A 24,698-nucleotide genomic window follows, 5' to 3' on the forward strand; every position below is an offset into this window, starting at 1 on the left:
ATTCCTATTTTAGTCAAATTCTAATTCTACCTGCTCATTACCCAGCAGAGTTCGCAGATCCGTTAAAAGCATATCTGTTGGCGTTACGCGCCAAGTCGCACCAAATCGTAAGCGTGCGCAGGCATCATGCTTTTCAAAATAAAGATGAACCGGTATCGTGCCTGAACGATGAGGTTCTAAAACGCCGCGAAGACGATTTAATAATTGCTCATTAATTTGCCTGTCTGATAACGAGATAGCAAGTCCTCGTGCATATTTTTCACGGGCTTCGTTGATATCCATAAGTTCGCGGACTGTCATTTTAAGCCCACCATTGAAATCATCAAAGCTGACCTGCCCAGTAGCAATTAAAATCTTGTCTTGTTCTAATAAATGTTGGTATTTATCCAATGCATCAGAAAATAACATAATTTCTAAGCGACCTGAACGATCATCTAAGGTACACACGCCAATTCGATTTCCTCGTTTTGTCGTAAATACTTTAGACGCTAGCACTAAGCCCGCGACTTTCACCATTTGACCGCGTGGCGTTGGTACTAAATCTTTTAGACGCGTTCCTGCTGCATATCGTTCAATTTCTTTTAAATAACGTGTGATCGGATGACCTGTTAAATATAAACCTAATGTCTCTCGCTCACCTTCTAAAACAACTTGTTCCGGCCATTTAGGTATATTGGCATAAGAACGCTCAACTTGTTCAGGAGCTTCTGCTAACACGCCAAACATATCCGATTGCCCTATTGCTTCAGCTTTGGCATGTTGATCTGCCGCTTTTAATGCATCTTCTAATGAAGACATCAATGCGGCACGATGAGGCCCTAACTTATCGAATGCGCCTGACATTATCAGTTTTTCCATCACTCGGCGATTCAATTTTTTCGTTTCTGTTCTAGCACAGAGATCAAAAATATCTTTAAAGTGACCGCCTTGCTGACGCGCTTCTACTATTGCCTCAATTGGGCCTTCACCCACTCCTTTTATCGCACCAATGCCGTAAACGATTTCACCTTCATCATTTACGTGAAAATGATATAAACCACTATTAATATCAGGAGGAAGAACTTTTAATCCCATTCTCCAACATTCATCAACTAACCCCACCACTTTTTCTGTGTTATCCATATCTGCCGTCATTACAGCAGCCATAAATTCAGCAGGATAGTGGGCTTTTAGCCATAACGTTTGATATGAAACTAAAGCATAAGCAGCTGAGTGCGATTTATTAAATCCATAACCGGCAAATTTCTCCACCAAGTCAAAGATCCGCATGGCAAGTTCGCCATCAACACCGTTTTTGATAGCTCCTTCTTCAAATACAGAACGCTGCTTTGCCATCTCTTCAGGTTTTTTCTTACCCATTGCGCGTCGTAACATGTCCGCGCCACCCAGCGTATATCCAGCAAGAACCTGCGCGATTTGCATAACCTGTTCTTGATATAAGATAACGCCATAGGTAGGTTCTAAAACAGGCTGTAAGCTCTCGTGTTGCCATTTAACATCAGGATAAGAGATCTCTTCAACGCCATGTTTACGGTCAATGAAGTTATCCACCATACCTGATTGCAATGGACCAGGGCGAAATAAGGCCACTAACGCAATCATATCTTCAAAGCAGTCAGGACGTAGACGCTTGATAAGATCTTTCATACCACGAGATTCTAACTGAAAGACCGCGGTCGTTTCAGAACGTTGCAACATATCGAAACTACGCTGATCCGTTAATGGGATCGCAGAGATATCAACTGGTTCCAGTGATTTTTTTTCACGTCGGGCATTAATCATTTCTAATGCCCAGTTAATGATAGTGAGTGTTCTTAATCCTAAGAAGTCGAATTTAACAAGACCCGCATATTCAACGTCATTCTTATCAAATTGTGTAACCGGGTTATTTCCTTCTGCGTCACAATAAAGCGGTGCAAAATCGGTAATTTTCGTTGGTGATATAACCACACCACCCGCATGTTTACCCGCATTACGTGTCACCCCTTCTAATTTACGAGCCATATCAATAAGAGATTTAACCTCTTCATCGGCTTCATAAATTTCAGGTAACTGAGGTTCTGCGGCAAACGCTTTTTCTAGCGTCATTCCAGGATCAGGCGGTACAAGCTTCGAAATTCTATCAACAAAACCGTAAGGATGCCCTAAAACACGCCCAACATCTCGGATAACCGCTTTTGCCGCCATCGTACCAAATGTAATAATCTGAGATACCGCATCACGACCGTACATATCAGCAACGTGATCAATTACCCTATCGCGTTTTTCCATACAGAAATCGACGTCAAAGTCAGGCATTGAAACACGTTCAGGGTTAAGAAAGCGTTCGAAAAGTAAATCAAATTCTAAAGGATCAAGGTCAGTGATTTTGAGTGAATAAGCGACTAATGATCCTGCACCCGAACCTCGTCCCGGCCCCACAGGAACACCGTTATCTTTAGACCACTGAATAAACTCCATCACGATAAGGAAGTAACCAGGGAATCCCATCTGATTGATTACTTTTAGCTCTATATCAAGACGTTCATCGTATTCAGGGCGTCTTTTTTGTCGTTCTTCGGGATCTGGAAACAGAAAAGCTAAACGCTCTTCTAAACCTTCTTTAGATTTTTTAACGAGGAAATCTTCAGTACTCATATCCCCAGTTGGGAATTGAGGAAGAAAGTATTCCCCTAAACGAATGGTAACATTACAACGTTTGGCGATTTCAACACTGTTTTCTAATGCTTCAGGTATATCAGCAAATAACTCACACATCTCTTCCTCTGTGCGCATATATTGCTGAGGACTATAATTTTTTGGACGCTTGGGATCAGAGAGTGTAAAACCATCATGGATTGCAACGCGAATTTCATGTGCGTCAAAATCACCACTATCCAGAAAACAGACGTCATTCGTTGCAACAACTGGCAAGCCTTTTTCAGAAGCGAGTGCTACAGCTTCATGCAAATAGCTTTCTTCGTCAGGGCGACCAGTTCGAATAAGTTCTAAATAATAACTATCAGGAAAGTGAGTTTGATAATACTCAAGACATTGATCAACTAAGGCACGATTTCCACGGAGCAAGAACTTACCTACATCGCCCATTCTTCCACCCGAAAGCAACAAGAGTCCTTCTTTATAGGTTGTTAGCCACTCTTGTTTAATAATCGGCCCTGCGGCGCCATAACCATGTTTGTAAGCTTCAGAAATCAGTAAGGTAAGATTTTGATAACCTACATTATTGCGAGCAAGAATGGTGAGGTGGGCATATTCATCGCCTAATAATTCTGTTTCGAGGTAAACATCAGCACCAATTATAGGTTTAATGCCCGCACTATGTGCGGCACCATAAAACTTCACTAACCCACATAAGTTAGTGAAATCAGTAATCGCAAAAGCAGGCATTCCCAGCGAAGCCACTTTCTTCACAAGAGGCCCTGTTTTTGCCAATCCATCGATCATTGAATAATCGCTGTGTACCCTAAGATGGATAAAACGAGGATCTGCCATAATATTTAATTACTCTGTGGATTACTTTAAATTTAATGCTCGTTTTACAGGCGCAAAACTTTTTCGATGATAAGGGGTTGCCCCTAATAAGGCCAGTTTTTCCATATGGAAAACTGTTGGATACCCTTTATGTTTAGCAAAACCATAATCAGGGTAAATCTTATCTAACTCTTCCATTTCTCTATCACGAGTGACTTTAGCAAGTATAGAAGCCGCACTGATTTCTTGGACTAAGCTATCACCTTTTATGACTGCTTGAGAAGCCATTGGCAATTTAGGACAGCGATTACCGTCAATCAAAACCATATCAGGCGTAATAGATAATCCTGCAACCGCGCGCTCCATTGCTTTCATCGTTGCCCAAAGAATATTTAACTCATCAATTTCTTCAGGCTCTGCACGACCGATTGCCCAACATAATGCTTTTTCTTTTATTTCGTCATACAGAGCATTACGTTTTTTTTCTGTTAGCTTTTTAGAGTCTGTTAATCCTTCAATCGGGTTTGCCGGATCAAGAATAACAGCAGCCGTCACTACAGCACCAACCAGAGGTCCCCGGCCTACTTCATCAACTCCAGCAATAAGATTTGCTTTTGGATATACAAATTCCATTATTTCTCTGCCAATTCTAATACTGCATTTGCTGCTTGCTCATCCGCATTACAGCGAATAGCACTATGAAGTTGTAAAAATATCTCTTTTAATTGATGTGCTTTTTCTTTATCTGTTAAAAGAGGTAAAAGTTGTTCTGCCAACGCCCTTGGCTCACACTCTTCTTGTAATAACTCTTTAATTATTTCTCGACCAGCTAATAAATTGGGTAATGAAACATAAGGTGTTTTCACTAACCTTTTTGCTAACCAAAAAGTAAATGGTTTCATGCGATAACCAACAACCATTGGGCATTTCGTAAGCATACACTCTAATGCAGCCGTACCTGATGCTAACAACGTTGCATCACTTGCTGTCATTGCTTCTCTTGCTTGCCCATCAAGTAACTGAATGTCGAGTTCAGGAGCGATATCTTGGTGGATCTGCTCGAATTGAATACGTCGTTTAGCATTCACCAATGGCACAACAATATGAAGTGTTGGTATTTGTTGTTTTAGTAACTGTGCTGTTTTTATAAAATCAGCGCTCAGCATCTCAACTTCTGCATGACGACTACCAGGAAGGAGAGCTAAACAAGAGACATTTTCAGGTATTCCGAGATGTTTACGGGCTGCTTTTTTATCCGGATGTAAAGCGATTGCATCCGCCATTGTATGACCAATAAAACGACAAGGAACCTGATATTTATCATAAAACGCTTTTTCAAAAGGCAAAAAAGCTAAGACAAGATCTGTCGCTTTACCAATTTTGAAAACACGTTTTTGGCGCCAAGCCCACACAGATGGACTGACATAGTGAATAGTTTTGATCCCTTTTTGCTTTAAATAACCTTCAAGTGTGATATTAAAATCAGGCGCATCAATTCCCACAAAGACATCCGGCTTTAATGCTGAAAATCTCTGAGTGAGATCTTTTCTGATCTTTAGTAATCGCGGTAAGCGTTCAAGAACTTCAACGATCCCCATGACGGCAAGCTCTTCCATCTCATACCAAGCTTCACAACCTTCAGCTTGCATAAGAGGCCCCGCGACACCGACAAAACGGATATTAGGATGCTTTTGTTTAAGAGCGCGGATTAATCCCGCGCCCAAGATATCACCGGACGTTTCACCAGCGACTAAGCCGATAACTAACGGACGCTGAACAGTAGATAATTGGCCTGACAAGGTCATATCCTAATTAGCGAATGATGCCACGGTTAGATTTTGCTGAGTTTTCCAGAAAATCACTGAACAACTTAACATACGGATTATTATTATCTGCAACCAGTTGTCCAATTTCTTCACGTGCTTCTTCCAGTGTTTTACCATTACGGTAAAGAACTTTATAAGCATTGCGAATTGCATGAAGATCTTCTTTAGCAAAACCTCGGCGTTTTAATCCTTCAATATTCAGCCCATAAGGGGTTGCGTGGTTTCCTTGTGCAATAACAAAAGGAGGAACATCTTGTGCCACACCTGAACATCCGCCCACCATAACGTGAGAGCCAATTTGACAAAACTGATGAACTGCACTCATACCACCGATAATCACAAAATCACCTAAAGTGACGTGACCACCAAGTGTTCCGTTATTAGCAATAATACAGCGGTCACCAATAATACAATCATGTGCGACATGCGTATTAATCATCAGTAAGTTGTCATTGCCGATTTTTGTGATATTGCCACCTTGGGTTGTTCCACGATGGATAGTCACACTTTCACGAATAAGGTTACGATCACCAATAATAACTTGTGTTGGCTCACCACGATATTTCAGATCCTGATTTGCTTCACCAATAGAGGCAAATTGATAAATCTGATTTTCTCGACCAATACGCGTATGCCCATTGATAACAACGTGAGATTTGATATCAGTACCTTCACCAATTTCAACGTTTGCACCAATAACGCAAAAAGGGCCAATGCGAACATTAGCACCAATTACTGCGCCCTCTTCAATAATCGAGGAAGGGTGAATGACTGCGGATTTATCTATCATAGGCTAGACCTCACGGCGGCGAGCACACATCATTTCAGCTTCGCAAGCAATTTCCCCATCAACTTTAGCGACGCCTTTAAAGCGAGCAACACCACGACGTTCTTTAATAAATTCTACCTCTAGGATCATTTGATCCCCAGGTAAGACAGGACGTTTAAAGCGAGCACCATCAATAGCAGCAAAATAGTAGAGCTCACCAGGTTCCAGCTTTCCTACACTTTTGAATGCTAAAATACCCGTTGCTTGTGCCATGGCTTCTAGGATCAATACGCCTGGGAAAATAGGTTTTCCTGGGAAGTGACCCTGAAAGAAAGGCTCATTAAAAGATACATTTTTTACTGCTCTTAGAAATTTCTTTTCTTCAAAATCAAGGACACGATCAACCAATAAGAATGGGTAACGGTGTGGAAGTAAATCTAAAATTTCTTCGATTTGCAGAGTATGATTCTCACTCATTGCAATACTCTTCCTGTCTAATAAAACTGCGTCTAATTAATAATAACACGACCTGCTGTGACTCAAAAAAGTGAGTTAACCCGCAGGTCGCAAAATAGGTAACAACCGTCGATGACGTACTTTGTTACTTGTCGCTACTTTCTACTTGACGTTCAAGCGACTTAAGTCTTTTTTGCATTTCATCAATTCGCAACACAAGTGCTGCGGTTTTACGCCATGCTTTGTTCGGTTGTAGCGGAATACCTGAAGAATAAACTCCCGGCTCAGTGATAGGACGCATTACCATACCCATTCCTGTTACCGTTACTTTATCACAGATTTCCATGTGACCATTGATAACACTTGCTCCACCAATCATACAGTAACGGCCTATTTTCAGGCTGCCCGCCATGATGACGCCCCCCGCAACAGCGGTATTGTCACCTATAATGACGTTATGTGCGATTTGGCACTGGTTATCAATGATAACACCATTACCGATAACTGTGTTATCTAATGCGCCTCGGTCAATTGTTGTACATGCACCGATTTCTACACGATCACCAATAACAACAGAACCTAATTGTGGAATTTTGATCCAATTACCACGTTCATTGGCATAACCAAAACCATCAGAGCCAATAACTGTTCCTGATTGAACTAAGCAATCTTTACCAATGATAACTTCATGATAAATCGATACATTTGCCCATAAACGGCTATTATCGCCGATATGCGCTTTTTTACCAACAAAACAACCTGCACCAATCACAACATTATCACCAAGGATAACATCCGATTCGATAACGGCATTTGCACCCACTGACACATTTTTCCCTAATTTAGCATCAGGAGAAATCACAGCGCTTGGGTGAATATCTTGTGCTGGTTGTGGAGTTGTATCCATAATCTGCGCCATTTGAGCATAGGCAGTATACGGGTTTTTTACCACAAGTGCGGCAACCGGACAGAATGGAAGATCGGCTTCTGTTAATACAACAGCAGCTGCTTGACATTCAGTTAATTTCTCACGATAGCGACTATCAGAAAGAAATGTAATTTGTTCGCTATTTGCTAGGCTCATTGAAGCAAGACCGGCGATAGTGATATCACCATCGCCGTGTAACTGTGCATTCAATTGCTGAGCAAGATCAGCTAATCGAATTGAAAACATCTATTATTTAACCTGTTTTTGAACCTGAGCAGTAATATCTTTACCATCTGCGAAATAAGGTACAGTGTTAGCATCTAAAATAACATCATAGCCTTCTTTCTTCGCTACTGCATCAACAGCATCTAATACACGTTTCATGATTTTGTTACGTTCTTCAGCTTGACGACGGCTAAAGTCTTGCTCAAAAGCTTGTGCTTTTTGTGCATATGCTTCACGTTTAGCAACCAGATCTTTCTCTGTATTTGCACGTTGTGTTGCATTCATGGTTGGTGCATCTTTTTGATATTTCTCAACAGCAGTCTGTAATGCTTTACCTAAGTTCTGCAATTCAGTATCACGTGATTTGAATTCATTTTCCAATTGCTTCTCTACCGCATCACGGTTAGGAATTTGTTGGAGAACTTGACCGATGTTCACAACACCTACTTTATCTGCGGCTTGAACACCAGCTGACATGGTCAATGCCATTCCTAGGGCAGCGGCACATAACAATTTTTTCACGATTAAACTCCTTAAAACCAAAAATAATTTTTTGTCAGAAATCGGATGCCTAATTCAATATTGAATTAGGCATCAACTTTACTTACATCGCTACCACGTTCTACCAATATTAAATTGGAATTGCTCTGATTTATCGCCTTCATAATCTTTTATTGGTTTAGCATAAGAGAATACTAACGGACCTAAAGGTGATAACCATTGTAACGCAACACCAGTTGAAACACGTATATCACTTGCTCGGCTATAATCAGGCATACCTGCGGTCCAAGCAGAGTTTGTGCTACTCCAATTGGTATCCCACACTGTACCCGCATCAACAAACACCGATGTTCTAACTGAAGATGAATATTTATCATCGACAAATGGTGTTGGTGTGATCAGCTCAAAGCTTGCCACTGCCATGGCATTACCACCGATTGCATCACTTGATGGTTCACCTGGTTTTGGCTTGCCATTTGCATCAAGATAAATCGCTTTAGGACCGATATTATTTGAACGGAAACCACGAACAGTACCAGAACCACCGGCATAGAAGTTTTCATAGAATGGTAATTCTTTACCACCTAAACCATCACCGTAGCCTAAACGGCCTTTAAATAGCGTTACCCAAGATTCTTTTTCATTAATTGGGTAATAAGCCATACCGTCCCAAGTCACTTTGTAGTACTTGTTGTCAGAGCCAGGTACAGTCACACGCCCACTTAAGTTACTTCTCACACCAGATGTTGGGAAGAAACCACGGTTTAAGTTATTGAAGGTCCAACCCAAACTGACAGTATAGTCGTCAGCATTAAAGGATTCACGCTTATCAAAGCCTGGGTTTTCACCCATACTTTCTAGATAACGCCACATTGCAACCTGCGGTTCCATACGTGACAGACCATTGTGAGTATAGCCTAAGCCAAGACGTGCTGAGTTATATTCATTAATTGGGAAACCTAAAGTTCCATCAACACCATAAGATTTATTGGTATAACCTGATAAATCAGCGTCATTTGCACGGAAGTCGTTATAGAAGATACGACCACCTAAGCTTACACCATTAACGGTAAAATACGGGTCAGTAACAGACAATTCAGCATAAGTTGAGTAATCATTTTTACTCGCATTAATCGCAACTGCGTTACCTGTACCTAACCAGTTATCTTGGGTAACACCCACTTGGAAACTCACACCACTTTCAGTACCGAAACCGACACCAAAGTTAAGAGAACCCGTGTTACGCTCTTTTACGCGATAAACAATATCAACTTGATCAGGTGAACCTGGAATACGTTGCGTTTCTGTTTCAACCGTTTCGAAATACCCCAAACGATTTAAACGCTCTTTACCTTGTTCAACTAAATCGCTACCTAACCATGCACCTTCCATTTGACGCATTTCACGGCGTAAAACAGAGTCCTTCGTGATGTCATTACCTGCGAAACGTACTTGACGAACATAGAAACGGTTTCCTGCATCTACGTTTACATGCAGTTTAACGGTTTTATTTTCATCATTAATTTCAGGATTAGTCATAACACGAGGATAAGCATATCCATAACGGCCTAACAGATTTTTAATATCATTTTCTGTTTTAGTCACTTGCGCGCCATTATAAAGAGAGCCGGGAGCAATTTGGATAAGCTCTTCAATATCTTTGGTATAGCCTGCCGTATTACCATTGATTTCGGTATTTTCTACCGTGTATTTATCACCTTCTTTCAGGTTAATGGTAATGTAAATTCCTTTTTTGTCTGGTGTTAAGCTGACATTAGTTGATTCAATATCAAAGCGAGCATAACCACGATCGAGATAGAAACTTCTTAATGTTTCTAAGTCACCAGCTAGTTTTTGTTTTTGATATTTTTCATCCGCAGCTAAGTTCCACCAAGGCACATCATCACGTAATTGGAAGCGGTTAACGAGCTCAGCGGTAGAAAACGCTTTATTACCAACAATGTTGATTTGCTGAATTGTTGCTGATACACCTTCTGCAAATACGAGTTTTAAATCAACACGATTACGAGGAAGAGGTGTAACAACTACTTTTACAGTTGCATTATATTTACCAACACTATAATAGAAATCTTCAAGCCCTTTTTCGATATTCGCTAACATTGTACGGTCGAGTGTCTCGCCAATACGAATATTAGAAGCCTCAAGATTCTGTTTTAGCATATCTTCTTTGATTGCTTTGTTACCAGAGAAAGTAATGCTGGCAATTGTTGGACGCTCTTTTACTTGAACAATTAGTGTACTTCCGTCACGTAGAACACGGACATCATCAAAATTTCCTGTCGCAAATAACGAACGGATTGTTCGACTGATATCATCATTGCTAACCGAGTCTCCAACCCGGACAGGCATGTTCAGTAATGCTGCACCAACGGCGACGCGTTGAAGACCTTCAAATTGAATGTCCTGAACTACGAATCCGTCTGAACCGTATGCAGTGGCGCTGCCCAGCAGCAGCGACGCTATAAGCAACTTTTTCATCGCCATCGTTGTTTTGTGTTTTCCTAACCGGTCCCTGCTTACCAATTATAAGCGAGAGAAATCATTGAAAAGTGCAAGTCCCGTTAAAAGCATCAGTGCCATAATACCAATACGATAACAGAAGTCTTGTACACGCTCAGATACCGGCCCTCCCTTTATCTTTTCGATAACCAGGAAAAGCAGGTGCCCGCCATCTAAGACAGGCAGGGGAAACAAGTTAATGATCCCCAAATTGACACTAATAAGCGCCATAAACATCAAATAATAAACAAACCCAGAATCAGCAGACATTCCTGCGCCTTTCGCGATAGAAACAGGTCCACTAAGGTTAGTTAATTTGACGTCACCAACCACTAACTTGCCAATCATTTTGACAGTTAAACCCATCAACTGCCATGTTTTATCAGAAGCTTCATACAGTGCTGAAAATGGGTTGTATTGTTGCATTATCAAGTATTGCTCATCAGGAGGTAATACTTGTAATTGCGCACCAACTTGCCCTACTTCAGTGCCGTCTTTCAGTGTAATAGCTGTCGGTGTAATCATTAATTCCAATGACGAGCCATTACGTTCAACAAGAAGAGCCAATGCTTTATTTGGGCTTTGTCGAACAAAATAAGTAAATGGATGCCATGTATCAATTGGCTGACCATCAACTGTAACGATACGATCCCCTGCCTGTAAACCTGCTTTTTCAGCAGCAGAGCCTACCGTTACTTCAACAATTTTCGAGTCTAATCTCGCGCCAACAGGCATAATCCCTAAAGATAAGATGGGATCTTGTTTTTCAGGATCAAAATTCCACTGCTGTAAATTCAGTATATTCTCACTCTCAGAGAGAGAATTTGGATCTGAAACAACGAATGAAACCTCTTTGGCACCAATTTTACTGACTAATGCTAAACGAACTGAATTCTGATCAGGCGTTTCGATACCAGCAACGGATTTTAGTTCCATTCCAGGCGTTAATTTTGCTTGTTCTGCAATAGAATTCGGACGAATGTCTGCAATTACAGGTTTTAATGCAGGTACACCTATCATAAAAACAATCCAATAGGCGACGATTGCTAACAAGAAGTTGGCAATCGGTCCTGCAGCAACAACAGCGGCTCGTTGCCCCACTGTTTTATTATTAAATGCTAGATGACGTCGTTCAGGTGGAACTTCACCAACACGTTCATCTAACATTTTTACATAGCCACCCAAAGGTATCCATGCGATAACAAATTCAGTGCCGTGTTTATCTACCTTTCGCCAAATAGCTTTTCCGAAACCTATAGAAAAACGCTCAACATAGATCCCACAACGCCTAGCTACCCAAAAATGCCCAAACTCATGTACCGTAATCAAAATACCTAAAACGATAATAAATGCGGCAAGATTCCACAGGATACCCATTACTTACCTTTATAGTTTAAAGCCAGAAGAAATCAGGAAGACCAATCCTGCAAAAACTGGGATAGCTGCAGTCAAACTATCAATTCTATCAAGCACACCACCATGCCCAGGTATTAATTGGCTACTGTCTTTTATGCCCGAAACACGTTTAAACATACTTTCAGCCAGATCACCAAATACCGATACAATGACAACAACACCTGATATTAATAATAAATTATCGGGAACTTCGATTACTGGTGCAAAATAGGTAAATAACCCTGAAGCTACACCAGCAGTAATCAATCCACCAACTAACCCTTCAAGGGTTTTTCCTGGAGACACTTTAGGAGCCATTTTATGTTTCCCCATTAAGCGTCCAAATGCATAAGCACCAGAGTCAGCAGCCCAAACTAATATCATGACATACAATAACCACCATGCACCTGTGTAAGTATCAGTGTTATACCCCAACATACGCAATGCCATCATGCCACAATAAAAAGGAACAATCGTCAATATACCGAACAATAGCTTAATAAAAACTGAATTTTTCCACATATTGGCTGAATTCGGATAACTTACAACTAATAAAATTGCGGCTACCCACCAAATTAAACCAGCCCACAAACCATTTTTTATCATTGGGGTGTCGAGTAGGTGGTCAAAATTGGGTAAAGATAACTGCATAATTAATAACAATGCAGCAAAGCCTATCCCTGTTGCAATACGTTTACCTTGAGAGTGCCAGCCAATAAATTGCGCCCATTCCCAACCTGCTAAGCCTGATATTGCAATAATCACTAACCCAAAACCTGCTGGAGGTAGTAGAAATAGTGCTGCAATTACAATAGGGATTAAAATTAATGCGGTGATGACACGATACTTAAGCAAGTTATCCTCCCAGATTTATAGTATCTGTTTCTGATGTAGTACCACCGAAACGTCTTTCCCGTTTAGCAAAAGCATCTAGTGCATTCTGAAAAACTTGTTCATCAAAATCAGGCCATAAAACCTGTGTAAAATAAAGCTCAGCATAAGCTATCTGCCAAATAAGAAAATTACTTATGCGATGCTCACCACCTGTACGGATCACAAGATCGACACAAGGTTGATTATGCAAGCAAAGATGTGAAGATATGGCATTTTCATTAATATCTTCGAGATTAATTTCTCCTTTTGAGAGAGAGGTCGCTAATTGTTTTACGCTTTGAGTAATATCCCATCGTCCACCGTAATTAGCAGCAATATTCAAATTAAGCCCTGTATTATTCGCAGTTAGTGCAACAGAATTTTTAATTCTGTCTTGTAGGCGACGGCTAAAACGACTGATATCGCCAATAACCGTAAGTTTAACATTGTGTTTATGTAGGCTTTTCACTTCGTTGTCTAAGGCGAAGACAAATAATTCCATGAGAGAACTGACTTCTTGCTCAGGCCTATTCCAGTTTTCGCTACTAAATGCGTATAACGTTAGTGATTCAATTTTGTGTTTTACGGAAAAGCTAACCGCATCCCGAACTGCTTTAATTCCCGCGCGATGCCCCGTTACTCGGAGTTTCCCTTGCTTTTTAGCCCAGCGTCCATTGCCATCCATAATGATAGCAACATGCTTTGGTTTTGATGCGGATGAATCGTCACTGGATAAGTTCACTCAATTTAACCCTTTGCTAATCTGATACTGATACAGACAGTCCTCTTCGGATAACCCATGCACAAAAAAAAACCGTGTCACCCACGGCCTTTGGCAAAGCCTCAAAGTTGCTAAAGCAGTAGCTTTAGTAATGAACTGTTAATTTTCATTATTGTCTTTAGTGATTCGGCAACTATACCATTAGCCAGAAAGACGAACAAACACCCTATATTAAATATAATCGCCATTATACAAATTGAGTGATTATCTGATGAGTTTTTAATCTGGCTAATTTATCAATTTCTAGAACATCATTAATACTTTGAGGCTCTGATAGGTCAAAATGTTCAACAACTTTGCGATTAATTTTAGCAATATCAGTAAATTTCACTTTTTCGTGTAAAAAAGCATCAACAACGACTTCATTAGCCGCATTTAACACTGTTGTTGCCGCTTGCCCACGCTTAGATGCTTCAATGGCAAGTGCTAAACAAGGATAACGTTGGTAATCTGGGCGAATAAATTCTAGCGATTGAATCTCAAAAAAATCTAATGCTTTTGCACCTGATTGAGTACGATGCGGATAAGCCATTGAGTACGCAATTGGTGTTCTCATATCAGGTTCACCAATTTGAGCAATAATACTGCCATCACGATAGCGAACCATTGAGTGGATAACTGATTGAGGGTGAATAATTACTTCCATTTCCTCTTCTGAAGCATTAAAAAAATAGCAAGCTTCTATATATTCCAACCCTTTATTCATCATTGTTGCTGAATCAACTGAGATTTTGCGTCCCATCGACCAATTTGGATGAGCACAAGCTTGGTCTGGCGTCATTGCCTCAAGTTCTTCTAACGGGGTATAACGAAAAGGTCCACCTGATCCCGTTAGTAAAATACTGGTCACGCCTTCATCAGCTAAAGATGCATGGCCTAAATTTTCTTGGATGGCTTTAGGTAAACTTTGATAAATTGCGTTATGTTCACTGTCAATCGGCAAGACAGTTGCGCCATACTTAGCTACTGCATCAAAAAAAAGACGCCCACTAGTTATCAGTGATTCTTTATTGGCTAATAAAATTCTTTTACCTTTCTCTATGGCTGCAAGTGTTGGTTTTAGTCCAGCAACACCAGTTATCGCAGACATAACTTGATCAGCTTCATCAAGTGCTGCTATCTCATTAATTGCATGGGAACCAGATAAAATCTCTGTTTTACAGGATGTATTGGCGAGTAACTGTCTAAGCTGATTTGCGCTTTGTTCATCAGACATCACTGCATATTTAGGTTGAAAGGTGACACATTGTTGCGCCATTTTATTTGCATTTTTTCCTGCAGCTAAGGCAAGAACCTGATACTCATCAGGATTATTTTCAATAACGGAAAGTGTGCTTGTTCCGATAGACCCTGTTGAGCCTAATATAGTTATTTGTTTCATTTATTAATCAATCAGTATGTCTACAACGTTTTAATTAAAGAGAATTATATCAGTATGACAAGGTAAATGAGGGAGAAAGATGAAAACTTTAATAAATAATGTGACAAAAAGAAGGTATTAAGCACGAAATTTCAAATAAATAACCAAAAATAATGCCGCTAAAAGCGGCATTATCAAAAAAAGATATAAAATTAGAATTCCATTAGCTCTGCTTCTTTCAGCGCTAATGCTTCATCAATTTTTTTAATGAACATATCAGTTAATTTCTGAATGTCATCTTGTGAACGGCGCTCATCATCTTCGCTAATTTCTTTATCTTTCAGTAATGCTTTTACTTTATCATTAGCATCACGGCGGATATTACGAACAGATACACGACCTTGTTCCGCATCACCACGAACAACTTTGATTAAGTCCTTACGACGTTCTTCAGTTAATGGTGGGAGTGGAACACGAATAATCGTACCAGCAGATGAAGGATTTAAACCTAAATCTGATGCCATAATCGCTTTTTCGACAGCGGGTGCTAAAGTACGGTCGAAAACCGTAATTGCCAGTGTACGGCCATCTTCTGCAACAACGTTAGCCACTTGGTTTAATGGGGTTGGCGCTCCGTAGTATTCCACTACAATACCGTCTAAAAGGCTTGGAGACGCACGACCAGTACGAACTTTATTAATCTGGCTTTTTAGTGCTTCAACGCTTTTATCCATGCGTTCTTGAGCATCTTTTTTGATTTCATTAATCACGTTATAAACCCTTGGGAACTGGTTATCTTCCAGTCGATATCAAACTCTATCGACATAAATGAATTGGCGTACTATTGATGTTAACGCCAAATTATACCGTTGTCTCTGTGTATTAAGCGTGAGAAATCAAAGTTCCTTCACTTTCACCCATTACAACCCGACGTAATGCACCTGGTTTATTCATATTGAATACGCGGATAGGCAAATTATGATCTCGGGCTAATGTGAATGCAGCAAGATCCATGACTTTCAATTCACGTTCTAATACATCCTGATAAGTCAGTGTTTCATAAAGTACTGCATCAGGATCTTTGGTTGGATCGGCTGAATACACGCCGTCCACTTTCGTTGCTTTTAGCACAACGTCAGCTTCAATTTCGATACCGCGTAAACACGCAGCAGAATCGGTAGTAAAGAATGGGTTACCTGTACCAGCCGAGAAAATAACAACTCGACCATGGCGTAATAAGCTAATTGCTTCTGCCCAACTGTAGTTATCGCAGACACCATTCAGTGGAAATGCAGACATAAGGCGTGCGTTTACATAAGCACGATGCAATGAGTCACGCATTGCTAAGCCATTCATTACTGTTGCAAGCATTCCCATGTGGTCACCGACAACACGGTTCATACCTGCTGCTGCAAGACCGGCGCCACGGAACAAGTTACCACCGCCAATTACAACACCGACTTGTATACCCAATTCAACGAGTTCTTTGATTTCCTGAGCCATGCGATCAAGTACGCTCGCATCAATACCAAAGCCTTCTGCGCCTTGCAGAGCTTCACCACTCAGTTTTAATAAAATTCGCTGATATACGGGTTTTGCATTGGTTGCCATGGTGTTCTGTCCTAAGCAGATTAGTCAATTGGAGGTTTTAGATAGCTTCTCTTTTAATAAAGAAAATAAACAGTCAGTGGAGATTGTAACAAAACAGAACCGCCATTAGGCGGCTCTGTTAACGCTAAGCGTTATTATTTGCTCATTGCAGCAACTTCTGCTGCGAAATCAGCTTCAACTTTCTCAATACCTTCACCTACTTCGAAACGAACGAAGTTGATAACATCAGCATTGTTTTCTTTCAGCAGTTCACCAACAGTTTTGCTTGGATCCATTACGAAGTGCTGACCAGTCAGAGAAATCTCACCGGTGAATTTGTTCATGCGACCAATAACCATTTTTTCTGCGATTTCGCGTGGTTTACCTGATTGCATTGCGATATCCATCTGAATTTGGTGTTCATGCTCAACAACATCAGCAGGAACATCTTCAGGACGAACATATTCTGGTTTGCTTGCAGCAACGTGCATAGCAATGTGTTTGATCAGTTCTTCGTTAGCGCCTTTAGCTGAAACTAAAACACCGATACGAGCACCGTGCAGATAAGTACCTAATTCTTCAGCTTCTAATACAGCAACGCGACGAATATTGATGTTCTCACCAATTTTAGCAACTAATGCAGTACGTGCTTCTTCGAATTTAGCTTTCAGAGCTTCGATATCATCAGTTTTGTCTGCTAATACAGTAGCCATAACTTCTTTACCGAAAGCGATGAAACCAGCGTCTTTAGCAACGAAGTCTGTTTCACAGTTCAGTTCAACCAGCGCACCGAATTTACCATCAGCAGCAACTTCTGCAAGGATGATACCTTCAGCTGCAACACGGCCTGCTTTTTTAGCCGCTTTTGCTTGACCTGATTTACGCATGTTGTCGATTGCTAATTCGATATCACCATTAGCTTCAACCAGCGCTTTTTTACATTCCATCATGCCTGCGCCAGTACGTTCACGCAGTTCTTTTACCAATGCAGCGGTAATTCCAGACATTTGTTTCTTCCTCGACTTTTCTATGGGCTAGCCATAGATGTTCTCATAGCAGATGTGTAAAGGGGGCCTATTGAGGCCCCCTAACCAATATATAGCAATACCTGGTTAAATAAGGGCTCTTACGAGCATGCCTTATTATTCAGCTTCGACTAAGCCTTCTTCAGCCTGAACAGCCAGATCTTGAGAACGACCTTCACGAACAGCTGTAGCTGCAGCGGTCAGATATAATTTAACCGCACGGATTGCATCGTCATTACCAGGGATAATGAAGTCGATACCATCTGGATCAGAGTTAGTATCAACGATAGCAAATACTGGGATACCCAGGTTGTTTGCTTCTTTGATAGCAATGTGTTCGTGTTCAGCATCGATAACAAACAGAGCGTCAGGTAAACCGCCCATGTCTTTGATACCACCCAGGCTGTTTTCTAACTTACCAAGTTCACGAGAACGCATTAACGCTTCTTTCTTGGTCAGTTTGTCAAAAGTACCGTCCTGAGACTGAGATTCTAAATCTTTCAGGCGTTTGATTGACTGACGAACAGTTTTCCAGTTAGTCAGCATACCGCCTAACCAGCGGTGGTTTACAAAAAACTGGTCACAGCTTTCTGCTGCTTCTTTAACAGCTTCAACGGCAGAGCGCTTAGTACCAACAAACAGGATTTTGCCTTTACGAGAAGCAATTTTGTTCAGTTCAACCAGAGCTTCATTGAACATTGGAACAGTTTTTTCCAAGTTAATGATATGAACTTTGTTACGCGCACCAAAGATGAATGGTTTCATTTTTGGATTCCAGTAACGAGTTTGGTGACCGAAGTGAACACCGGCTTGCAGCATATCGCGCATTGAAACAGTTGCCATTTTAGACCTCTATAAATTTAAATTTGGGGTTATTTCGTCCACAAATCCCATACGACCGACTCATCAGCTGTAAAGGTTTTAACCTTTACATAAGAGCACCCCGGCGTTATGTGCCGATTTGTGTGTGTAATTAACACAATTGAATGTTCAGATTTACTGTTACTACTCTGGATGTGATGCAATAACAGAACTCCGGCGCGCTTTATACCATAAATAACCTTAAGAAACCACTATTACTTGTATTTGATAACGGCGTATTTGACATAAAATTGGAGATATTAAACAGTGAAAAAAGAGATTATTAAAGCGATTGCTGTGAATATTGCTCTAATATCAAATCACTATAAAAAATGCCAAAGAGAAAAGCGCAATATGTAAAGACAATCAGATTCAGAAGGCGTAATGTTCGTGATTATTCTCGATATCAGGCAGATTACACACATCCTATTTATTGGCATGCCCACTTTCTGCTGATATCATAAATGGTAATCAGAATTATTTCTCATCATCATTCATTTAACCCGCAATACAAAATATGAAACAACCAACTTGTGTTATGTCATGAGTATTGTGGCCTTAATCTAAACGAAGAACTCAAATGGCTATTGTAATCAAGACAGAAGAAGATATTCAAAAAATGCGCGTCGCAGGTCGTCTTGCGGCAGAAGTTCTTGAAATTATCGCACCTTTCGTAAAACCAGGCGTAAATACTGCTGAATTAGACCGTATTTGTCATGAACATATTGTTAATGTACAACAGGCAATCCCTGCTTGTCTGAACTACCATGGTTTCCCTAAATCAGTTTGTATTTCTGTTAACGATGTTATTTGCCACGGTATTCCTAGCGAAGAAAAAATCCTTAAAGATGGTGATATTGTTAATATTGACGTCACTGTTATTAAAGATGGTTTTCATGGCGATACCTCAAAAATGTTTATCGTAGGAAAACCAACCATTCAAGGTGAGCGTTTATGTCGTATCACCCAAGAAAGCCTATATTTAGCAATTAAAATGGTAAAACCGGGTATTCGCTTACGTGAACTGGGTAAAGCTATTCAAAAATTTGTTGAAGGGCATGATTTTTCGGTTGTTCGTGAATACTGCGGTCATGGTATCGGAGAAGGATTCCATGAAGAGCCACAAGTTCTCCACTATGATGCAGATGATAGTGGTGTTGTGTTACAAAAAGGGATGGCATTTACCATTGAACCTATGGTTAATACTGGTGATTATCGTATTCGTACAATGAAAGATGGTTGGACTGTTAAAACTAAAGACAGAGGCTGGTCTGCACAATATGAACACACCTTAGTCGTTACTGATAACGGCTGTGAAATCATGACATTACGCAAAGAAGAAGAGCCGTTTATTTCTGCGGTTTTAATTAACGAATAACACTCTTTAGTTTACCGTGTAAAGGCGACATATTTTTTCGAGATGTGTCGCTTTTCTTATTTTATTTGTAATGGAATAGCAGAATTGCTAGTCAGGTTATCGTTTTAACATTAGTCTTAATGCCATAGGCAAATATTGAGTAAGAAGACGAATGATGACCACTAAAAACGTATTTCAAACACAGCCCCCTTCCCCTTTTTTGCTGACGAAAAACACACAAAATCACACTGAGCTAAAACAATCTATCGAACAATTTCAGTCTTGGTTAGCTGATGCTTTTCACCACAATGTCGATATAACTTTATTGCTTCAAGCCCGTAGCCATTTTATTGACCAACTCTTAACACAATTATGGCGTTATACTCAATTATCTGATTATCCTGACCTTAGCATTATTGCTGTTGGTGGTTATGGTAGGCAAGAGTTACACCCACTTTCTGATATTGACCTTCTGTTTTTAAGTGATTCACCTTTATCGCCAGAAATAGCCGACAAAATCAGTAAATTAATTACCTTACTTTGGGATGTTCGTCTTGAAATCGGTGTCAGCGTTAGAACAATGGAAGAGTGTCTTTTAGAAGGTCTCTCTGATTTAACAGTAGCGACAAATTTACTAGAAGCTCGCCTTGTTTGTGGTAATCAATCACTTTATCAACAGTTAATTAATCATATTTTCAGCCAAGGATTTTGGCCATCACCTGATTTTTTTGCGGCAAAAATAGAAGAACAAAAACAAAGACATAATCGATTTCATAGTACCAGTTATAACCTAGAACCAGATATTAAAAGTAGCCCCGGCGGTCTTCGCGATATTCACACGCTAATTTGGGTTGCTCATCGACATTTTGGTGCAACCTCTATCTCAGAAATGGTGAACTTTGGCTTTTTAACTCCCGCTGAAGGACAAGAACTACTAGAATGCCAATACACTTTGTGGAAAATTCGCTTTGCATTACACCTGGTACTTTCTCGCTACGACAATCGCCTACTATTTGATAGACAACTTAACGTTGCTCAATACTTAAATTATCAAGGAGAAGGCAATCAGCCGGTTGAAAAAATGATGAAGGATTATTATCGCGTTACTCGCCGTGTTAGTGAGTTAAACGATATGTTACTTCAATTATTTGATGAAGCCATCCTTGCTTTACAACCCAATGTAAAACCACGACCATTAGATAATGAATTCCAGCTAAGGGGCTCTCTCATTGATGTTATCGATGATAGCTGTTTTCTTGATGATCCTATCGCCATTATGCGTCTATTTTTGCGTATGGCAGAACATAAAGAGATCACGGGAATTTATTCTACAACACTACGCCATTTACGTTATGCGCGTCGTCATTTAGTCCAACCTTTATGTGAGTACCCACTAGCACGCCAAGTTTTTATGCAGATCTTGCGTCATCCTCATGCCGTTTCTGGCGCATTTGTACCTATGCACAAACACAGTGTACTCGCAGCTTACTTTCCACAATGGAATAACATTGTAGGGCAAATGCAGTTTGATTTATTCCATGCCTATACTGTTGATGAACACACGATCCGTGTTTTACAAAAACTCGAAAGCTTTGGTTCTCTAGAAAACCATGAAAAGCACCCACTCTGTGTTGATATTTACCCACAACTTCCACAACTTGAATTGCTCCGTTTAGCTGCACTTTTTCATGATATAGCTAAAGGCCGACATGGTGATCACTCTGTGCTAGGTGCTCAAGATGTTGCCCACTTTGCCCAACAACATGGCCTAAATCAAAGGGAATCAGCATTAGTTGAATGGTTAGTTAGTCATCACTTACTTATGTCTGTTACAGCACAAAGACGTGATATTCAAGATCCTGACATCATTTTTCAGTTTGCATCAGAAGTAAAAAATGAAAGTCGATTACGCTACCTTTTATGTTTAACTGTTGCTGATATCTGCGCGACCAACAGTAGCTTATGGAATAGTTGGAAACAGAGCTTGCTACGTGAGCTTTTTCTATCGACAGAAGCGCAATTACGCCAAGGTATGCATTCTATTCCTGATTTACGTGAACGCATCCGTCATCATCGTTTGCAAGCACTAACTATTTTACGTACAGAGCATGTTGATGAAGAAAAATTACAAGCAATTTGGGGGCGTTGTCACGCCGATTATTTTTTACGGCACACACCAGAACAGATTGCTTGGCATGCCCTTGCTTTAATTGAACATAATAGTGCTACTCCCATGGTATTAATTAGCCAGCAAACAGAACATGGTGGCACGGAAATATTTATTTGGTGCGCAGATAGACCCTCTCTTTTTGCCTCCGTTGCAGGTGAACTTGATAGACGTAATTTAAACATCCATAACGCACAAATATTTACTAACCGCGATAATATGGCTATGGATACCTTTATTGTGTTAGAGCCTAATGGTAAGCCTCTTGCCATTGATAGATATAATGCTATCCGCAACGCTTTGATCCAAGTTGTATCAGCTCCTTATAACACCAATGCGAAAACACGTTCACTACCTGCAAAATTACGCCATTTTGATGTTCCAACAAAAATTAATTTTGTCGAGTCTAATCATAATAAACGCACTTATATGGAATTATTTGCACGAGATCGCCCTGGTTTATTAGCAATTATTGGTAAAGTTTTTGCTGATCTTTCATTGTCCTTACATGGTGCAAGGATCACCACAATAGGTGAACGTGTTGAGGATTTCTTCGTATTAACCGATAGTGAAAATAAAGCGTTAAACCAAAAAATGAAGAATGAAGTCGTAGAAAGGTTGACAAAAGCACTAGTTTCAAAGGATAAAATATAGGAACCCACGACAATACATATAGGAAATACTATTGATGCAAGCATTACAATCTATTATTGATAACGCCTTTGAACATCGTGCAGATATCACTCCAAACAACGTTGAGCCTCATATTCGTGATGCAATTAATAACGTTATTACACAGTTAGACAGCGGAAAACTGCGAGTGGCGGAAAAAATTGACGGTCAGTGGGTGACTCATCAATGGTTAAAAAAAGCGGTTCTACTCTCTTTTCGTATTAATCACAACCAAGTGATAGACGGCAGTGAAAGTCGCTATTTTGACAAAGTACCTATGAAATTTGCTAATTATGACCAAGCACGTTTTGAAAAAGAAGGTTTTCGTGTTGTCCCTCCAGCAGCCGTTAGACAAGGTGCTTATATCGCTCGCAATACTGTTTTAATGCCTTCTTACGTTAATATTGGTGCTTACGTTGATGAAGGTAGCATGGTTGATACATGGGCTACAGTAGGTTCATGTGCTCAAATCGGTAAAAATGTTCACCTCTCTGGCGGTGTAGGAATTGGCGGTGTCTTAGAGCCACTACAAGCAAATCCAACCATCATTGAAGATAATTGTTTTATTGGCGCACGTTCTGAAATTGTTGAAGGCGTTATTGTTGAAGAAGGCGCGGTTATTTCAATGGGTGTTTATATTGGTCAAAGTACCAAGATTTATGATAGAGAAACGGGCGAGGTACACTATGGCCGAGTACCCGCCGGCTCTGTCGTCGTTTCAGGTAATTTACCATCTAAAGATGGCAGCTATAGCCTTTATTGCGCGGTTATTGTGAAAAAAGTGGATGCTAAAACGCGTGGAAAAGTTGGTATTAATGAATTGTTAAGAACTATCGACTAATATAAGAACAGCGGATAGAATTAATTCTGTTCGCTATTCTTTCACCCATTTTTCTATCAGGTGCCAATATATGTACGATAATTTAAAAAATTTAGGGATCCCGCATCCTGAAGATATTGACCGCTACACCCTACGCCAAGAAGCTAACAACGATATTTTAAAAATCTATTTTCGCAAAGACAAAGGTGAATTCTTTGCAAAAAGCGTAAAATTTAAATATCCGCGTCAACGTAAAACGATTTCTGATGGTCAATCAGGGCAAGGTTTTAAAGAAGTAAATGAAATCAATGCTAACTTACGTTATGTGATTGAAGAATTAGATCAAATTTGCCAACAAGACCAAGTAGAAGTCGATTTAAAACATAAAATTCTGGACGATTTACGCCATCTTGAACATGTTGTCGCAAACAAAATTGCTGAAATTGAAGCTGATTTAGAAAAACTAACTCGTCGTTGATAATATCATACAAAGACTAATTAATTTTAGTCAATTTAAGACATTAGTTTTACATAAAGTACCGCTTATTTGCTGATAAAATGGAAATAAGCGGTATTTAAAATATGACACTTTACTCATTTCTGTATTAACCAATGAGATTTACCAAATTATTTTCTCATTTAACCTAATTGACTAACCCAGTTCTCTATCCAATCTATTGCAAATATTTCTGGTTCAGCAACATCCATACCATCTATTTTCAGTATGTCACCAATACGCGTTGCTTGATGCTCTTGTAATAGTTCTTCAAACTGTATCCCTGCACCACAAAAATGGTCATAACTACTATCACCTAAAGCAATCAAGCCATAGCGTAGATCCGGCTGATATCCTACATTATCACGCAGTTCATGAAATAAAGGTGCGATAGTATCAGGTAGATCCCCTTGCCCTGTGCTCGATGTTATCACTAACACGGTTGAATATTTTTGCCAATCTGAAAGAGTTCCTTCTTCATAAACATTAGCTTGGTGTTTATGCTCAAGTAAAATACGTTGAGCCTCTTCAGCAACCGCTAATGCATTTCCATAAACTGTACCTACAAAAATACCGATTTTAGCCATAATATCCTCTATTTCATC

At 40.0% G+C, this 24,698-nt stretch carries 21 protein-coding genes; 4 read left to right on the forward strand and 17 right to left on the reverse strand.

Annotated elements, in window-relative coordinates:
- Window positions 1–9 precede the first annotated feature (9 nt).
- The 16 genes from dnaE to rpsB form a co-directional block, all read right to left on the reverse strand.
- A complete protein-coding gene (gene dnaE, locus GTH24_RS16165) occupies window positions 10–3,492 on the reverse strand; it encodes a DNA polymerase III subunit alpha (protein WP_072070001.1) in 3,483 nt (1,160 codons plus the stop codon).
- 21 nt (window positions 3,493–3,513) lie between these two features.
- Complete coding sequence (gene rnhB / locus GTH24_RS16170; RefSeq protein WP_164526702.1) at window positions 3,514–4,104, reverse strand: ribonuclease HII; 591 nt, start codon at window positions 4,102–4,104, stop codon at window positions 3,514–3,516.
- Window positions 4,104–5,276 (reverse strand): lipid-A-disaccharide synthase, encoded by a 1,173-nt coding sequence (lpxB, locus tag GTH24_RS16175; RefSeq protein WP_072070002.1) that lies wholly within the window; start codon window positions 5,274–5,276, stop codon window positions 4,104–4,106. The genes rnhB and lpxB overlap by 1 nt, the downstream gene beginning before the upstream one ends.
- Before the next feature lie 7 nt (window positions 5,277–5,283).
- A complete protein-coding gene (lpxA, locus tag GTH24_RS16180) occupies window positions 5,284–6,087 on the reverse strand; it encodes an acyl-ACP--UDP-N-acetylglucosamine O-acyltransferase (protein ID WP_072070003.1) in 804 nt (267 codons plus the stop codon).
- Window positions 6,088–6,090: 3 nt separating this feature from the next.
- On the reverse strand, window positions 6,091–6,543 hold the full coding sequence (fabZ, locus tag GTH24_RS16185; protein WP_006535887.1) for a 3-hydroxyacyl-ACP dehydratase FabZ: 453 nt from the start codon (window positions 6,541–6,543) through the stop codon (window positions 6,091–6,093).
- A 124-nt stretch (window positions 6,544–6,667) separates the two neighbouring features.
- Window positions 6,668–7,696, reverse strand: a complete 1,029-nt coding sequence (lpxD, locus tag GTH24_RS16190; protein ID WP_072070004.1) for a UDP-3-O-(3-hydroxymyristoyl)glucosamine N-acyltransferase — start codon at window positions 7,694–7,696, stop codon at window positions 6,668–6,670.
- Between the two features lie 3 nt (window positions 7,697–7,699).
- Window positions 7,700–8,197 carry an OmpH family outer membrane protein gene (locus GTH24_RS16195; RefSeq protein WP_036934019.1) on the reverse strand — a complete coding sequence of 166 codons (498 nt, stop codon included), beginning with the start codon at window positions 8,195–8,197 and terminating at the stop codon, window positions 7,700–7,702.
- A 90-nt stretch (window positions 8,198–8,287) separates the two neighbouring features.
- Entirely contained in the window at window positions 8,288–10,681 is a 2,394-nt protein-coding gene (gene bamA, locus GTH24_RS16200) for an outer membrane protein assembly factor BamA (protein WP_072070005.1), read from the reverse strand.
- A 39-nt stretch (window positions 10,682–10,720) separates the two neighbouring features.
- On the reverse strand, window positions 10,721–12,073 hold the full coding sequence (gene rseP, locus GTH24_RS16205; RefSeq protein ID WP_072070006.1) for a sigma E protease regulator RseP: 1,353 nt from the start codon (window positions 12,071–12,073) through the stop codon (window positions 10,721–10,723).
- A 9-nt stretch (window positions 12,074–12,082) separates the two neighbouring features.
- Window positions 12,083–12,946 (reverse strand): phosphatidate cytidylyltransferase, encoded by an 864-nt coding sequence (cdsA, locus tag GTH24_RS16210; protein WP_072070007.1) that lies wholly within the window; start codon window positions 12,944–12,946, stop codon window positions 12,083–12,085.
- Window position 12,947: 1 nt separating this feature from the next.
- The gene (gene uppS / locus GTH24_RS16215) at window positions 12,948–13,649 is read right to left on the reverse strand and encodes a polyprenyl diphosphate synthase (protein ID WP_208105101.1); all 702 of its coding nucleotides are present in this window, start codon (window positions 13,647–13,649) and stop codon (window positions 12,948–12,950) included.
- A 283-nt stretch (window positions 13,650–13,932) separates the two neighbouring features.
- A complete protein-coding gene (ispC, locus tag GTH24_RS16220) occupies window positions 13,933–15,126 on the reverse strand; it encodes a 1-deoxy-D-xylulose-5-phosphate reductoisomerase (protein WP_072070009.1) in 1,194 nt (397 codons plus the stop codon).
- Window positions 15,127–15,317: 191 nt separating this feature from the next.
- Window positions 15,318–15,875 carry a ribosome recycling factor gene (gene frr, locus GTH24_RS16225; protein WP_072070010.1) on the reverse strand — a complete coding sequence of 186 codons (558 nt, stop codon included), beginning with the start codon at window positions 15,873–15,875 and terminating at the stop codon, window positions 15,318–15,320.
- 112 nt (window positions 15,876–15,987) lie between these two features.
- Complete coding sequence (gene pyrH / locus GTH24_RS16230) at window positions 15,988–16,716, reverse strand: UMP kinase (RefSeq protein WP_023582710.1); 729 nt, start codon at window positions 16,714–16,716, stop codon at window positions 15,988–15,990.
- A gap of 134 nt (window positions 16,717–16,850) precedes the next feature.
- The gene (tsf, locus tag GTH24_RS16235) at window positions 16,851–17,702 is read right to left on the reverse strand and encodes a translation elongation factor Ts (protein WP_023582711.1); all 852 of its coding nucleotides are present in this window, start codon (window positions 17,700–17,702) and stop codon (window positions 16,851–16,853) included.
- 135 nt (window positions 17,703–17,837) lie between these two features.
- Entirely contained in the window at window positions 17,838–18,563 is a 726-nt protein-coding gene (gene rpsB, locus GTH24_RS16240; protein ID WP_036934040.1) for a 30S ribosomal protein S2, read from the reverse strand.
- Between the two features lie 598 nt (window positions 18,564–19,161).
- Here rpsB and map point away from each other — a divergent pair.
- From map to GTH24_RS16260, 4 genes are all read left to right on the forward strand, one after another.
- Complete coding sequence (gene map / locus GTH24_RS16245; protein ID WP_072070011.1) at window positions 19,162–19,959, forward strand: type I methionyl aminopeptidase; 798 nt, start codon at window positions 19,162–19,164, stop codon at window positions 19,957–19,959.
- Between the two features lie 154 nt (window positions 19,960–20,113).
- Window positions 20,114–22,759: a bifunctional uridylyltransferase/uridylyl-removing protein GlnD gene (glnD, locus tag GTH24_RS16250; protein WP_072070012.1), complete on the forward strand. Its 2,646-nt coding sequence runs from the start codon at window positions 20,114–20,116 to the stop codon at window positions 22,757–22,759.
- 34 nt (window positions 22,760–22,793) lie between these two features.
- The gene (dapD, locus tag GTH24_RS16255) at window positions 22,794–23,618 is read left to right on the forward strand and encodes a 2,3,4,5-tetrahydropyridine-2,6-dicarboxylate N-succinyltransferase (RefSeq protein ID WP_072070013.1); all 825 of its coding nucleotides are present in this window, start codon (window positions 22,794–22,796) and stop codon (window positions 23,616–23,618) included.
- Between the two features lie 70 nt (window positions 23,619–23,688).
- Window positions 23,689–24,075 (forward strand): DUF3461 family protein, encoded by a 387-nt coding sequence (locus GTH24_RS16260; protein ID WP_072070014.1) that lies wholly within the window; start codon window positions 23,689–23,691, stop codon window positions 24,073–24,075.
- 161 nt (window positions 24,076–24,236) lie between these two features.
- On the opposite strand, the gene GTH24_RS16265 is transcribed toward GTH24_RS16260, so the two are convergent.
- Complete coding sequence (locus GTH24_RS16265; RefSeq protein ID WP_072070015.1) at window positions 24,237–24,680, reverse strand: flavodoxin; 444 nt, start codon at window positions 24,678–24,680, stop codon at window positions 24,237–24,239.
- Between the last annotated feature and the right edge of the window lie 18 nt (window positions 24,681–24,698).

The sequence above is a fragment of the Proteus vulgaris genome (assembly GCF_011045815.1).
Lineage (GTDB): Bacteria > Pseudomonadota > Gammaproteobacteria > Enterobacterales > Enterobacteriaceae > Proteus > Proteus vulgaris_B.

Excerpts from the sequence above, each read along its gene's own strand:
- dnaE (WP_072070001.1), bottom strand. The coding sequence starts at position 3,492 with ATGGCAGATCCTCGTTTTATCCATCTTAGGGTACACAGCGATTATTCA.
- rnhB (WP_164526702.1), bottom strand. The coding sequence starts at position 4,104 with ATGGAATTTGTATATCCAAAAGCAAATCTTATTGCTGGAGTTGATGAA.
- lpxB (WP_072070002.1), bottom strand. The coding sequence starts at position 5,276 with ATGACCTTGTCAGGCCAATTATCTACTGTTCAGCGTCCGTTAGTTATC.
- lpxA (WP_072070003.1), bottom strand. The coding sequence starts at position 6,087 with ATGATAGATAAATCCGCAGTCATTCACCCTTCCTCGATTATTGAAGAG.
- fabZ (WP_006535887.1), bottom strand. The coding sequence starts at position 6,543 with ATGAGTGAGAATCATACTCTGCAAATCGAAGAAATTTTAGATTTACTT.
- lpxD (WP_072070004.1), bottom strand. The coding sequence starts at position 7,696 with ATGTTTTCAATTCGATTAGCTGATCTTGCTCAGCAATTGAATGCACAG.
- bamA (WP_072070005.1), bottom strand. The coding sequence starts at position 10,681 with ATGGCGATGAAAAAGTTGCTTATAGCGTCGCTGCTGCTGGGCAGCGCC.
- rseP (WP_072070006.1), bottom strand. The coding sequence starts at position 12,073 with ATGGGTATCCTGTGGAATCTTGCCGCATTTATTATCGTTTTAGGTATT.
- uppS (WP_208105101.1), bottom strand. The coding sequence starts at position 13,649 with ATGGATGGCAATGGACGCTGGGCTAAAAAGCAAGGGAAACTCCGAGTA.
- ispC (WP_072070009.1), bottom strand. The coding sequence starts at position 15,126 with ATGAAACAAATAACTATATTAGGCTCAACAGGGTCTATCGGAACAAGC.
- pyrH (WP_023582710.1), bottom strand. The coding sequence starts at position 16,716 with ATGGCAACCAATGCAAAACCCGTATATCAGCGAATTTTATTAAAACTG.
- tsf (WP_023582711.1), bottom strand. The coding sequence starts at position 17,702 with ATGTCTGGAATTACCGCTGCATTGGTAAAAGAACTGCGTGAACGTACT.
- rpsB (WP_036934040.1), bottom strand. The coding sequence starts at position 18,563 with ATGGCAACTGTTTCAATGCGCGATATGCTGCAAGCCGGTGTTCACTTC.
- map (WP_072070011.1), top strand. The coding sequence starts at position 19,162 with ATGGCTATTGTAATCAAGACAGAAGAAGATATTCAAAAAATGCGCGTC.
- glnD (WP_072070012.1), top strand. The coding sequence starts at position 20,114 with ATGACCACTAAAAACGTATTTCAAACACAGCCCCCTTCCCCTTTTTTG.
- dapD (WP_072070013.1), top strand. The coding sequence starts at position 22,794 with ATGCAAGCATTACAATCTATTATTGATAACGCCTTTGAACATCGTGCA.
- GTH24_RS16260 (WP_072070014.1), top strand. The coding sequence starts at position 23,689 with ATGTACGATAATTTAAAAAATTTAGGGATCCCGCATCCTGAAGATATT.
- GTH24_RS16265 (WP_072070015.1), bottom strand. The coding sequence starts at position 24,680 with ATGGCTAAAATCGGTATTTTTGTAGGTACAGTTTATGGAAATGCATTA.